The organism is Nonomuraea roseola (genome assembly GCF_039535395.1).
GTDB classification, from domain to species: Bacteria; Actinomycetota; Actinomycetes; order Streptosporangiales; family Streptosporangiaceae; genus Nonomuraea; species Nonomuraea roseola.
Genome location: NZ_BAAAXC010000013.1, coordinates 216,010 through 228,118, shown reverse-complemented (window position 1 = coordinate 228,118; position 12,109 = coordinate 216,010). Strand labels below are relative to the sequence as shown.

Annotated in this window: 11 protein-coding genes; 10 read left to right on the top strand and 1 reads right to left on the bottom strand. The window is 70.8% G+C overall.

The genetic code is table 11. The features are described 5' to 3' along the window. Positions 1 to 2 precede the first annotated feature (2 nt). From sufC to ABFX55_RS17690, 10 genes are all read left to right on the top strand, one after another. Positions 3 to 749: a Fe-S cluster assembly ATPase SufC gene (gene sufC / locus ABFX55_RS17735; RefSeq protein WP_346122370.1), complete on the top strand. Its 747-nt coding sequence runs from the start codon at positions 3 to 5 to the stop codon at positions 747 to 749. A 90-nt stretch (positions 750 to 839) separates the two neighbouring features. Then, complete coding sequence (locus tag ABFX55_RS17730; RefSeq protein WP_346122368.1) at positions 840 to 2,093, top strand: cysteine desulfurase; 1,254 nt, start codon at positions 840 to 842, stop codon at positions 2,091 to 2,093. 1 nt (position 2,094) lies between these two features. Next, entirely contained in the window at positions 2,095 to 2,529 is a 435-nt protein-coding gene (gene sufU / locus ABFX55_RS17725) for a Fe-S cluster assembly sulfur transfer protein SufU (protein ID WP_183661900.1), read from the top strand. A 3-nt stretch (positions 2,530 to 2,532) separates the two neighbouring features. Next, positions 2,533 to 2,895, top strand: coding sequence for a metal-sulfur cluster assembly factor (locus tag ABFX55_RS17720; protein ID WP_183661898.1), 363 nt, complete (start codon positions 2,533 to 2,535; stop codon positions 2,893 to 2,895). Positions 2,896 to 3,215: 320 nt separating this feature from the next. Beyond that, a complete protein-coding gene (locus ABFX55_RS17715) occupies positions 3,216 to 5,141 on the top strand; it encodes a DEAD/DEAH box helicase (RefSeq protein WP_346122366.1) in 1,926 nt (641 codons plus the stop codon). Between the two features lie 165 nt (positions 5,142 to 5,306). Beyond that, positions 5,307 to 7,700, top strand: coding sequence for a glycoside hydrolase family 2 protein (locus tag ABFX55_RS17710; RefSeq protein ID WP_346122364.1), 2,394 nt, complete (start codon positions 5,307 to 5,309; stop codon positions 7,698 to 7,700). A 94-nt stretch (positions 7,701 to 7,794) separates the two neighbouring features. Continuing rightward, positions 7,795 to 8,898 (top strand): mannose-6-phosphate isomerase, class I, encoded by a 1,104-nt coding sequence (gene manA, locus ABFX55_RS17705; protein ID WP_346122362.1) that lies wholly within the window; start codon positions 7,795 to 7,797, stop codon positions 8,896 to 8,898. 48 nt (positions 8,899 to 8,946) lie between these two features. Further along, positions 8,947 to 9,210, top strand: a complete 264-nt coding sequence (locus ABFX55_RS17700; RefSeq protein WP_346122360.1) for a phosphoribosyl-ATP diphosphatase — start codon at positions 8,947 to 8,949, stop codon at positions 9,208 to 9,210. A gap of 13 nt (positions 9,211 to 9,223) precedes the next feature. Then, positions 9,224 to 10,069 carry an ATP phosphoribosyltransferase gene (gene hisG, locus ABFX55_RS17695; protein WP_183661887.1) on the top strand — a complete coding sequence of 282 codons (846 nt, stop codon included), beginning with the start codon at positions 9,224 to 9,226 and terminating at the stop codon, positions 10,067 to 10,069. Between the two features lie 33 nt (positions 10,070 to 10,102). Beyond that, positions 10,103 to 10,795: a carbonic anhydrase gene (locus ABFX55_RS17690; protein ID WP_346122357.1), complete on the top strand. Its 693-nt coding sequence runs from the start codon at positions 10,103 to 10,105 to the stop codon at positions 10,793 to 10,795. Between the two features lie 18 nt (positions 10,796 to 10,813). On the opposite strand, the gene ABFX55_RS17685 is transcribed toward ABFX55_RS17690, so the two are convergent. Continuing rightward, on the bottom strand, positions 10,814 to 12,091 hold the full coding sequence (locus ABFX55_RS17685; protein WP_346122355.1) for an aminotransferase class V-fold PLP-dependent enzyme: 1,278 nt from the start codon (positions 12,089 to 12,091) through the stop codon (positions 10,814 to 10,816). Positions 12,092 to 12,109 lie beyond the last annotated feature (18 nt).

Genomic DNA, 12,109 nt, shown 5'->3' with positions numbered 1-12,109 from the left:
AAGTGTCCACCCTTGAGATTCGTGAGCTGCAGGTCTCCGTCGCCGACAAGGAGATCCTGAAGGGCGTCAACCTGACCGTGAGGGCCGGCGAGACCCACGCCATCATGGGCCCCAACGGTTCGGGCAAGTCGACGCTCGCCTACGCGATCGCCGGTCACCCCAAGTACACGATCACCGGTGGCCAGGTGCTGCTCGACGGCGTCGACCTGCTCGAGCTCTCGGTCGACGAGCGCGCCCGCGCCGGTCTGTTCCTCGCCATGCAGTACCCGGTCGAGGTCCCCGGCGTCAGCGTCTCCAACTTCCTGCGCTCGGCCGTCACCTCGGTGCGCGGTGAGGCGCCGAAGCTGCGTGAGTTCAGCAAGGACCTGAAGAACGGCATGGACGCGCTGGCGATCGACCCCGCCTTCGCCACCCGCAACGTCAACGAGGGCTTTTCCGGCGGTGAGAAGAAGCGCCACGAGATCCTGCAGCTCGAGCTGCTCAAGCCGAAGATCGCCGTCCTCGACGAGACCGACTCGGGCCTCGACGTCGACGCGCTTCGCGTGGTCTCCGAGGGCGTCAACCGCTTCCGCGCCTCGGGCGAGACCGGCGTGCTGCTGATCACGCACTACACCCGCATCCTGCGCTACGTGAAGCCCGACTTCGTGCACGTCTTCTCGGCCGGCAAGATCGTCGAAGAGGGCGGCCCCGAGCTGGCGGACAAGCTCGAAGCCGAGGGCTACGAGGCGTACACGAAGGCATCGGCCTGATGAACCAGGAGCGAGCCCGACACAGTGAGCGGAGTGGACCCGTCAGGAACGAGCGGGTCCGCGAAGCCAATGAGGAGTGGTGAGCGACCGATGAGTGCTGTGTTCGACGTGGAGAGGGTCAGGAAGGACTTTCCTGTCCTCTCCCGCGAGCTGTCCGGTGGACGCCCGCTGGTCTATCTCGACTCGGGCAACTCCTCGCAGAAGCCGACGCAGGTCATCGAGACCATGCGCGACCACTTCGCGATGCACTACAGCAACGTGGGGCGGGCCCACCACGCGCTCGGCACCGAGTCGACCGACGCCTACGAGGCCGCCAGGGACAAGGTGGCGGCCTTCGTCGGGGCACCGAGCCGCGACGAGATCATCTTCACCAAGAACGCCTCCGAGGCGCTCAACCTGGTCGCCTACTCCTTCGGCAACAGGACCAACGACGACCCGCGCTTCACGCTCGGCCCCGGTGACGAGATCGTCATCTCCGAGATGGAGCACCACTCCAACATCGTCCCCTGGCAGATGCTCGTGCAGCGCACGGGGGCGACGCTCAAGTGGTTCGGCGTGACCGACGAGGGCAGGCTCGACCTGGCCGACGGCGTCATCACCGAGCGCACGAAGATCGTCTCGGTGGCCCATCAGTCGAACGTGCTCGGCACCGTCAACCCGGTCGCCGAGGTCGTGCGCCGCGCCCACGAGGTCGGCGCGCTGGTGATGCTCGACGCCTCGCAGTCGGTTCCGCACCACCCCGTCGACCTGGCGGCGCTCGGCGCCGACCTCGTCGCCTTCACCGGGCACAAGATGCTCGGCCCCTCCGGCATCGGCGTGCTCTGGGGGCGCACCGAGCTGCTGGAGGCCATGCCCCCGTTCCTGGGCGGCGGCGAGATGATCGAGGCGGTCTGGATGGACCACTCGACCTACGCGCCGGTGCCGCACAAGTTCGAGGCGGGCACGCCGCCGATCGTCGAGGCCATCGGGCTCGGCGCGGCGGTCGACTACCTCAACGGGGTCGGCATGCAGGCCATCGAGGAGCACGAGCGCACGCTGACGGCGTACGCGCTCGAGGCGCTGGGCGAGGTGCCCACCCTGCGAATCATCGGGCCGAAGGGCCTGGACGGCAGAGGTGGGACGCTCTCCTTCACGATGGAGGGCATCCATCCGCACGACGTGGGGCAGATCCTCGACGACCAGTTCGGCGTCGCGGTGAGGGTCGGCCACCACTGCGCGCGGCCGCTCCACCTGAGGTTCGGAATACCCGCGACGACGCGGGCGTCGTTCTACCTGTACAACACCACGGGCGAGATCGACGCCCTGGTGAAGGGTCTTCACCACGTGCAGAAGGTGTTCGCCTGACATGATCGCCGAGTCGATGTACCAGGAGCTGATCCTGGAGCACTACAAGCACCCGCAGGGGCGGGGGCTTCGCGAGCCGTACGACGCCGAGGTCCACCACGTGAACCCGACGTGCGGTGACGAGATCACGCTCAGGGTCAAGCTCGGCGACGGCGGCAAGATCGAGGACGTCTCCTACGACGGGCAGGGCTGCTCCATCAGCCAGGCCGCGGCCTCGGTGCTGCACGAGCTGGCCACCGGCTCGACGGTCGAGGAGTCGCTGTCGGTGGTCGACGAGTTCACCAGGCTCATGCAGGGCAGGGGCCAGGTGGAGGCCGACGAGGACGTGCTCGGCGACGCGGTGGCCTTCGCCGGCGTGGCCAAGTTCCCCGCGCGCGTCAAGTGCGCGCTGCTGTCGTGGATGGCCTACAAGGACGCTGTTGTGAGGAGTGCCTAAGAGATGAGCAAGCCGGTGGAAACCCCGACAACGGCGTACGACGGTGACACCACCGTCGAGGAGGTCATGGAGGCGCTCAAGGACGTCGTCGACCCCGAGCTCGGGATCAACGTCGTCGACCTGGGCCTCATCTACGGCCTCAACCTCGACCCCGGCGAGGGCGGCCACCCGGTGGCCACCATCGACATGACGCTGACCAGCGCGGCCTGCCCGCTGACCGACGTCATCGAGGACCAGGCGCACTCCGCCCTCGACGGCATGGTCTCCGACGTCAAGATCAACTGGGTGTGGCTGCCGCCGTGGGGCCCCGACAAGATCAGCGATGACGGACGCGACCAGTTGCGTATGCTAGGATTCAATGTCTGATCTTTTGCTGCACGGCTGGTGTTCCCAGCACCGGCCGTTTCAGCATGCCAGGGCTCCGGAAGGTCCGAAGCCCCGCCGGGAATAGCACGACCTTCCTGCGCGTTGGCAACATGTGCACCTGACGCACCATTGTGCGTAATGCCGCCTGCGGCCGGTCTTGGGTGCGCGTTGACGGGTCCAGAAGTGGCCCGGTCCCCACCCCGGCAGGCGTCCGATACGTCCGCCCCTCGCACTGAGTACGGCACCGCCGTACGGTCCCGGCTCGTCCTTTTCGCAGAAGTGACGCGCCACTTCGACTGAAAGGCACGACCTTCGTGACCATGCTTGACGCTGCCATGCCCGAAATCTCCGTCGAGGAGAAGGGCGTTTCGGAATTCGAGCTGCTGGGCCTGCCCAAGCCGCTCGTGACCGGACTGTCCCGTCAGGGCATCGACAGCCCGTTCCCCATCCAGACCGCGACGATCCCCGACGTGCTCGCGGGGCACGACGTCCTCGGTCGCGGACAGACCGGCTCGGGCAAGACGCTCGCCTTCGGTCTGCCCACCATGGCGCGCATCGCCGGGGTGAAGCCGCAGGCCGGCCGTCCCCGCGCGATGGTCCTCGTCCCGACGCGCGAGCTCGCGCTGCAGGTGCACGACGCGCTCGAGCCCCTCGGTCGCGGCCTGGGCCTGCGCATGAAGGTCGTCGTCGGCGGCATGTCCATGGGCAAGCAGATCGAGGCGCTGCGCCGCGGCGTGGACGTCATCATCGCCACGCCGGGCCGTCTGGGCGACCTGATGCGCCAGGGCGAGTGCTCGCTCGACTCCATCGAGGTCAGCGTCCTCGACGAGGCCGACCACATGTGTGACCTCGGCTTCTTCCCCGTCGTGTCGGAGCTGCTCTCGCAGACCCCCGCCGACGGCCAGAGGCTGCTGTTCTCGGCCACGCTCGACGGCGACGTCGACAAGCTGGTGCGGCGCTTCCTCAAGAACCCGATCACGCACTCCATCGCTCCCGCGACCTCCCCGGTCGACACCATGGAGCACCACGTGATCCAGGTGACGCGCGACGACAAGTTCGACGTCACCGCCGAGATCGCCAACCGTGAGGGCCGGACGATCATCTTCGTCAAGACCCAGCACGGTGTCGACCGGCTGTGCAAGCAGCTGGCCCGCGTCGGCGTCAAGGCGGGCGGCCTGCACGGCGGCAAGCGCCAGAACCAGCGCACCCGCATCCTGGCCGAGTTCAAGGAGGGCCAGGTCAACGTCCTGGTCTGCACCGACGTCGCGGCCCGTGGCATCCACGTCGACAACATCAGCCTCGTGCTGCACGTCGACCCGCCGCAGGACCACAAGAGCTACCTGCACCGTGGCGGCCGCACCGCCAGGGCGGGCGAGAAGGGCACCGTCGTGACCCTCGTCCTGCCCAACGAGCGCCGCTCGACCGACCAGCTCACCCGTAGGGCGGGCATCCACCCGTTCAGGCTCAAGGCCGAGCCGGGCAGCGAGCGCATCGCCGAGGTCACCGGGGCCCGCACGCCCAGTGGCGAGTCCATCCCCGTGTGGGAGCCCGACGTGCGCAAGCCGCTGCGTCCCCGCCGTGAGAGCGGCGGCCACGGCGGCGAGCGTCGCGGTGGCGGCCGTCGTCGCGACTTCGGTGGCGACCGTGGCCCGCGCCGTACCTCCGAGGGCGGCTTCGGCGCAGGCGACGACCGTCGTCCTCGCCGCGACTTCGACGGCGACCGCGCTCCGCGTGGCGACTTCGGTGGCGACCGTCCCGCCGGTGGTGACTTCGGTGGCGAGCGCCGTCCGCACCGCGCCTTCGACGGCGACCGTCGCCAGGGCGGCTACCGCTCCGACGACCGTGGCCAGCGTCCCGGCGGCTTCCGCTCGGGCGAGACGCCCCGCACGGGTGCCCACGGTGACGACAGGGCGCCCCGTACCGGCGACGCCCCCCGCACCGGTGGTTACCGCGACGACCGGGCTCCCCGCTCGGGCGGCTTCCGCGACGACCGCGCGCCCCGCACCGGCGGCTACCGCTCCGACGAGCGCGGCGGCTACCGTTCCGACGACAGGCCGGCGCGTCCGTTCTCCAGCGGCGGCGGCGCCCGCACCGGCGGCTACCGCTCCGACGACAGGCCGGCCCGGCCGTTGTCGGCCAACCGTGACGACCGCGCGCCCCGCACCGGCGGGTTCCGCTCGGAGGAGCGCGGCACCGGCGGTTTCCGCTCCGACCGTGGCAACACGGGTCGCCGCTTCGGCCGCTGACCCGACCGCCTGACGGCGCTGCCCGCCCTGCCTCCTCGAGAGGTGCGGCGGGCAGCGCCTTTTGCGCAGGCAGATTAATCGGTTCAGTAAATCCCGTGGGAAGGCGCCGGAAGCGTCTAGTGTGGGCCTGTCCCGCCATGGCCACGCCTTCCCCCCGGAGAGTCGATGACATCCCTTCGCCCCCTGCACGACTCCTGGACCGTCCGATCGGCCTCAGGTGAGGTGGTGGCGCCCGCGACCGTGCCGGGCTGCGTGCACACCGACCTGCTCGCCGCGGGCCTGATCCCCGATCCCTATCTGGACGCCAACGAGGACGCCCTGACGTGGATCGGGGGCGAGGAGTGGCACTATGAGAGCGCCTTCGAGTGGGACGGCACCGGGCACGAGCGCACCGACCTGGTCTGCGAAGGGCTCGACACCGTCGCGAGGATCGAGCTGAACGGTGTCGTGATCGGCGAGAGCGCCAACATGCACCGCTCCTACCGGTTCGAGGCGGCTCACGCGCTGCGGCCGGGTGCCAACCGCCTGAGCGTCGTCTTCTCCTCGGCCGTCGAGCACGCCGAGCGGCTGCGCGAGGAGATGGGCTTTCGTCCCGGCGCCTACGCCGCCCCCTACAACTTCATCAGGAAGATGGCCTGCAACTTCGGCTGGGACTGGGGCCCCGCCCTGGTGACGGCGGGCATCTGGAAGCCGATCGGGCTGCACTCGTGGAGCGGCGCGCGCCTGGCCGAGGTCCGTCCCGCGGTGACCGTGGAGGGCGGCGTCGGCAGGGTCGCGGTCCACGTCGAGGTCGAGCGGTCGGCGCAGTCGGACGGGCAACTGTGGGTCACGGCGGCGGTCGCGGGCGTGTCGGTCGTGGGAGCGCTCCCGCCCGGCGCGGACTCCGCCGTGCTGGAACTGGAGGTGCGAGACCCCGCGCTGTGGTGGCCCCGCGGGTACGGCGAGCAGCCCCTCCACGAGCTGGAGGTCGCCCTCGCCGCCGCGCCTGGCTCCGGCGGCGTCCTCGACCGCCGGCAGATGCGGATCGGCTTCAGGACCGTCGAGCTCGACACCGAGGCGGGGGCCTTCACCCTGAAGGTCAACGGCGTCGCGGTCTTCGCCAAGGGCGTCAACTGGATCCCCGACGACTGCTTCCCCTCCAGGATCGGCCGTGACCGCTACGCCGCCCGGCTCGCCCAGGCGTGCGAGGCGGGCGTGAACCTCATGCGGGTCTGGGGCGGAGGGCTGTACGAGAGCGACGACTTCTACGACCTGTGCGACGAGCTCGGCCTGCTGGTCTGGCAGGACTTCCTCTTCGCCTGCGCCGCCTACCCCGAGGAGACGCCGCTGCGCGAGGAGGTCGAGGCGGAGGCCAGGCAGAACGTCGCCAGGCTCATGCCGCACCCCAGCCTTGCGCTGTGGTGCGGCAACAACGAGAACATCTGGGGCTACGCCGACTGGAACTGGCGCGAACCGCTCGAAGGCCGCACCTGGGGTGAGGGCTACTACCTCGACCTGCTGCCCGGCATCGTCGAGGAGCTCGACCCCGGCAGGCCGTACTGGCCGGGCAGCCCGTACTCAGGCTCCATGGACGTGCATCCGAACGACCCCGGCCACCACAACATCCACATCTGGGATGTATGGAACGAGCGCGACTACACCGCCTACAGGGAGTACACCCCCAGGTTCGTGGCGGAGTTCGGCTTCCAGGCCCCAGCCGCCTACGCCACCATCAGGAGGGCCATCTCCGACGAGCCGCCGGCGCCCGACTCGCCGGGCCTGCTCCACCACCAGAAGGCGATCGACGGCAACCGCAAGCTGGCCGCGGGGCTCGAGGCGCACTTCCCCGAGCCCCTCACCTTCGACGACTGGCACTACCTGACGCAGGTCAACCAGGCCAGGGCCATCCAGCTGGGCGTCGAGCACTTCAGGTCGCTGTGGCCGCACTGCGCGGGCACGGTGGTGTGGCAGCTCAACGACTGCTGGCCGGTCACCTCCTGGTCGGCGATCGACGGCGACGGCCGGAAGAAGCCGCTCTTCCACGCGCTGCGCAGGGCCTACGCCGACCGGCTGCTGACCGTGCAGCCGAGGGGGGAGGGGCTGGCGGTGGTGGCCGTCAACGACGGCGCCGAGGCGTGGACGGCCGAGGTGCGGGCCGTACGGCACGCGATGGACGGCTCCGAGCTGCGTGCGGAGAGCTTCACGCTGGAGGTGGAGCCGCGCGGCGCGGCCACGGCGCACCTGACGATCGCCACCCCCGGCGACCCCGCCCGCGAGCTGATCACGGTGACGGCGGGGGAGCACAGGGCATGGTGGTTCTTCCTGCCCGACAAGGAGCTCGACCTGCCCGCCGCCGACTTCACGATCACCGTGGAGGGGCGCGAGGTGCTCGTCGAGGCGCACACCCTGGTACGCGACCTGACGATCTACCCCGACAGGGCCGATCCCGCGGCCGAGGTGGACGACCAGCTGGTCACGCTGCTCCCCGGCGAGAGCCACCGCTTCACGCTCAGCAGGCCGGTGGCCGAGCCGCCGGTGAGGTGCGTGAACGAGCGGCGCGGTGAGGCCCGCTTCAGGTGAGGGCCGGGGAGCCGGGGGGTTACTTACCCGGTTCACCAGGTTGGGGCGGCGCGATAGTCTCGACCTCGGCCGCCCCCGCGCATTCGGAGACGTTGTGACAGAGCTGCTTTCCAACCCCGTCAAGCACTACGCCTGGGGTTCGCACACCGCCATCGCGACGCTGACGGGGCGTCCGAGCCCCTCGTCCGAGCCCGAGGCGGAGATGTGGCTCGGCGCCCACCCCTCAGGGCCCTCCCTGCTGGTGGAGCGAGGCCGCACGCTCGACGAGGCGATCGCCGACGACCCCGAGGGCGAGCTCGGCGCCGAGACGCTCGCTCGGTTCGGGGCGCGCCTGCCGTACCTGCTGAAGCTGATCGCGGTCGACAGGGTGCTGTCGCTGCAGGTGCACCCCTCGGCCGAGCAGGCCGAGGCGGGCCACGCGCGCGGCATCTACGTCGACGCCTACCCCAAGCCCGAGCTGATCTGCGCGCTGACGCCCTTCAGCGGCCTGGCGGGCTTCCGCGCGCCGGAGGAGGCGGCACGGCTGCTGGCCGAGCTCGAGGTGGCCGAGCTGGAGCCGGTCGTGGCGCGGCTGCGCGAGGGCGACACGGCGGGCGCGCTGCGGCTGCTGCTGGAGTGGCCCGAGCGCAAGAGGCTGGTCGAGGCCGTCGTGACCGCGGCGGAGCGGCTCGGTCACGACCTCGTGACGCGCCTGGCCGAGCAGTACCCCGACGACCCCGCCGTGCTGGCCCCTCTGCTGATGAACCGGCACGACCTGCGGCCCGGCGAGGCGCTGTTCCTCGGCGCGGGGGTGCTGCACGCCTACGTGAGCGGGTTCGGCGTGGAGATCATGGGCGGCTCGGACAACGTGCTGCGCGCCGGGCTGACCAGCAAGCCGATCGACGTCGACGAACTGCTGCGCGTCACCGACGCGGCCGCCCAGCCGCTGCGGGTCGAGGCCGTCGACGGGCTCTACAGCGTGCCGGTCCCCGAGTTCGCGCTCGGCCGCCTCGAGGCTCCCGACAGGCGCCTGGAGGGCGGGCTTCCCCGCGTCCTGGTCTGCACGGCGGGCGAGGTGGCCGTCGACGGCAGGCCGCTGCGCGCGGGCGAGTCGGCGTTCTCGAGCGGCTCGGCCGGCGGCGTCGAGCTGCGCGGACCCGGCACGATCTTCTGGGCGCAGCCGTCTCGGGTGGCGGACGTTTCGGGTCATGGGGCCTGAGGGCGGATAGTCTGAACAGAGCACATCTGCCGAGCACCGAGAGAGATCATGAAGACCTTCGATGAGCTGTTCGCCGAGCTGTCCGACAAGGCACGCACCAGGCCCGAGGGCTCTGGCACCGTGGCCGCGCTCGACGCCGGCGTCCATGCCATCGGCAAGAAGGTCGTCGAGGAGGCCGCCGAGAGCTGGATGGCCGCCGAGCACGAGTCCGACGACCGCGCCGCCGAGGAGATCTCCCAGCTGCTCTACCACGTGCAGTGCCTCATGATCGCCCGTGGCATCGGGCTCGACCAGGTTTACAAGTACCTCTGAAAGGTTCGCCACGATGCTACGGCTGGCCGTACCCAACAAGGGCGCCCTCAACGAGGCCGCCGCCACCATGCTCAAGGAAGCCGGCTACCGCACCAGGAAGGACAGCAAGGAGCTGGTCGTCGTCGACCCCGACAACGACTGTGAGCTGTTCTTCCTGCGCCCGCGTGACATCGCCGTCTACGTCGGCGAGGGCACGCTCGACGCCGGCATCACCGGGCGCGACATGCTCTTCGACTCGGGCGCGCCGGTGGAGGAGATGCTGCCGCTGGGCTTCGGCGGCTCCACCTTCCGCCTGGCCGCCAAGGCGGGCGCCATGTCCTCCGTGCAGGACCTCGACGGCCTGCGCATCGCCACCTCCTACGCGGGGCTGCTGGAGAAGTACCTGTCGGAGAGCGGCGTCGACGCCCGCGTCATCAAGCTCGACGGCGCGGTCGAGACCGCCATCCACCTCGGCGTCGCCGACGCCGTCGCCGACGTGGTCGAGACCGGCACCACGCTGCGCAACGTCGGCCTCGAGGTGTTCGGCGAGCCGATCATGCGCTCCGAGGCGGTGCTGATCAGGCGGCACGGCGCCACCGACACGCCGGGCACCCAGCAGCTCGTGCGCCGCCTGCAGGGCGTCATCCACGCCCGCGACTACGTGCTGATGGACTACGACATCCGCGCCGAGCAGATCGAGCAGGCCAGCAAGCTCACGCCCGGCATGGAGGGGCCGACCATCTCGCCGCTGCACCGCGAGGGATGGGTGGCCGTCCGCACGATGGTGCCGCGCAGGGGGCACCAGCAGGTGATGGACCAGCTCTGGGAGATCGGCGCCCGCGCCATCCTGGTCACGGACATCTACGCCTGCAGGCTATAGCGCCCGGCCGCGGGGAGTACCATTCTCGTCACCGTGCGTGACGAATCGATCTCCCGTCGGCGGGTGCTGTTCGGCGGCGCCCTCGTCGGGGGCGCCGCCCTGTCAGGCGCGGGCTTCGTGGGCGGGGTCGCCTTCGGCCGCGCGGTGCCCGCCCTGCCCGAGCGCCGCGCGCCCCACGAGCTGCGGGAGCCCGTGAGCGCCGAGCGGGCCTGGGCCGCGCTGTCGGCGGGCAACAGGCGCTGGATGGCGGGCAGGGCCCGCCATCCCCACCAGGACCCCTCCCGCAGGCGCTACGTCGCCACGAGCCAGCATCCCTACGCGGTCGTGCTGTCCTGCATCGACTCCAGAGTGCCGCCCGAGGTCGTCTTCGACGTGGGCGTCGGCGACCTGCTGGTGGTGCGGACGGCGGCGCACACCCTCGACCCCCTGGTGCTGGGCGCCGTCGAGTACGGCCCCGAGGAGCTGGGCGTCCCCTTGGTCGTGGTGCTCGGCCACCAGCGCTGCGGTGCGGTCACCGCCGCCGCCCACGCCATCCGCGACCGTGTCACGCTGCCCGGAGACCTGCAGCGCATCGTCGAGGCGCTGCGCGGGGTCTACACCCCCGACATCGAGCGGATGATCGCCGCCCACACCCGCGACACGGTCGCCAGGCTGCGCCCGCTGCTCCCGCACGTGGTGGGCGCCCGCTACGACCTCGACTCCGGCGGGGTGACCAGGCTCGTCTGACAGACGGCCTCGAAGCTCTCATCGGAGCGCGGCCACGGCCTTGACGGCCCTGTCGACCTGCTCGGGGCTGGTCAGGATCGAGGTGCCGAAGCGGAGGTAGACCTGCAGGTAGGGCGTGGTGCTGGTGAGGATGCGCTGGGCGCGCAGGCGCTCGACCGCCTGGAAGGGCGTGACGCCGTCGATCTCGCAGCAGACCAGCCCCGCCGAGAGCTCCGCGCTCATCGGGGTGATCAGCCGCACGCGTGGGTCGGCGGCCAGGCCCTCCTTGAGGCGGGTGGCCAGCTCCAGCGTCCGCGCCTCGATCTTGTCCTTGCCGATCGAGGTCTGGAAGGCGAACGCCTCGGCCATCGCCCAGCGGTGTTCGTAGGCCTTGTAGCCGCCGGGGGTGTTGATGATCCCTCCGGGACCCGTGGGGGCGGTGCGGCCGAACCAGGCGCGGAAGGTCTGGTTGCTGAAGCTCGGGACGATCGGGGCGACGCTCTCCCACTGCCTGCCGTACAGGATGCCGGTGCCGCGCGGGCCGAACAGCCACTTGTGGGTGCCGGTGGCCAGGAAGTCGCAGCCCAGGTCGGTGACGGAGTCGGCCAGGGCCCCGAAGCCGTGCACGCCGTCGACGCACAGCAGCGCCCTGTCGCGCTCGTCGCGGTCGCGGTTGGCCTCGGCGAGCGCGTCGGCGATGGCGCGGATCGGCAGCCGCACCCCGGTGCTCGAGTGCACCCAGGTGACGGCGACGATCCTGGTGCGCGGCGTGAGGCCGGCCCTGATCGCGCTCACGATCTGGTCGGCGCTCGCCTTGGCCGGATCGTCGTACAGGCGCACCCTGTGGACCTTCGCGCCGGTGCGCTCGGCGAGCATGCGCAGGTTGTCGTGGGTGGCCATGAAGTCGTGCTCGGTGGTGAGCACCTCCTGTCCAGGACGCAGGCGCAGACCGGAGTAGAGCAGGCTCAGCGCCATCGTGGTGCTGTCGGTCAGCGCCACCTCGCCCTCCTCGGCGCCGACGAAGCGTTCCGCGGCGGCCCTGGTGGCGGCCTCGCGGTCCTCCGCCTCGAGATATCCGGCGGTGTCGGCGTCGAGGGCGTCGCGGTGGCGCTGGATGGCCTGCCGTACGGGGGCGGGATGGGCGGCCAGGACGAAGGCCGCGAAGTTGGCGATCTCGGGGTCGAGGACGAACTGGGCGCGCACGGCCTCCCAGCCCTCGTTCGGTGGCGTGGTGCGAGTAGTCGTCGGGGTCGTGGTGGTGCAGCCCGCGAGGGTCGCGCTCGCCCCGCCCAGCAGCAGCGTCCGCCTGTTCAGCACGATTCCCTTCTAGCACGC

Excerpts from the sequence above, each read along its gene's own strand:
- ABFX55_RS17730 (WP_346122368.1), top strand. The coding sequence starts at position 840 with ATGAGTGCTGTGTTCGACGTGGAGAGGGTCAGGAAGGACTTTCCTGTC.
- sufU (WP_183661900.1), top strand. The coding sequence starts at position 2,095 with ATGATCGCCGAGTCGATGTACCAGGAGCTGATCCTGGAGCACTACAAG.
- ABFX55_RS17700 (WP_346122360.1), top strand. The coding sequence starts at position 8,947 with ATGAAGACCTTCGATGAGCTGTTCGCCGAGCTGTCCGACAAGGCACGC.
- ABFX55_RS17720 (WP_183661898.1), top strand. The coding sequence starts at position 2,533 with ATGAGCAAGCCGGTGGAAACCCCGACAACGGCGTACGACGGTGACACC.
- hisG (WP_183661887.1), top strand. The coding sequence starts at position 9,224 with ATGCTACGGCTGGCCGTACCCAACAAGGGCGCCCTCAACGAGGCCGCC.
- ABFX55_RS17715 (WP_346122366.1), top strand. The coding sequence starts at position 3,216 with ATGCTTGACGCTGCCATGCCCGAAATCTCCGTCGAGGAGAAGGGCGTT.
- ABFX55_RS17710 (WP_346122364.1), top strand. The coding sequence starts at position 5,307 with ATGACATCCCTTCGCCCCCTGCACGACTCCTGGACCGTCCGATCGGCC.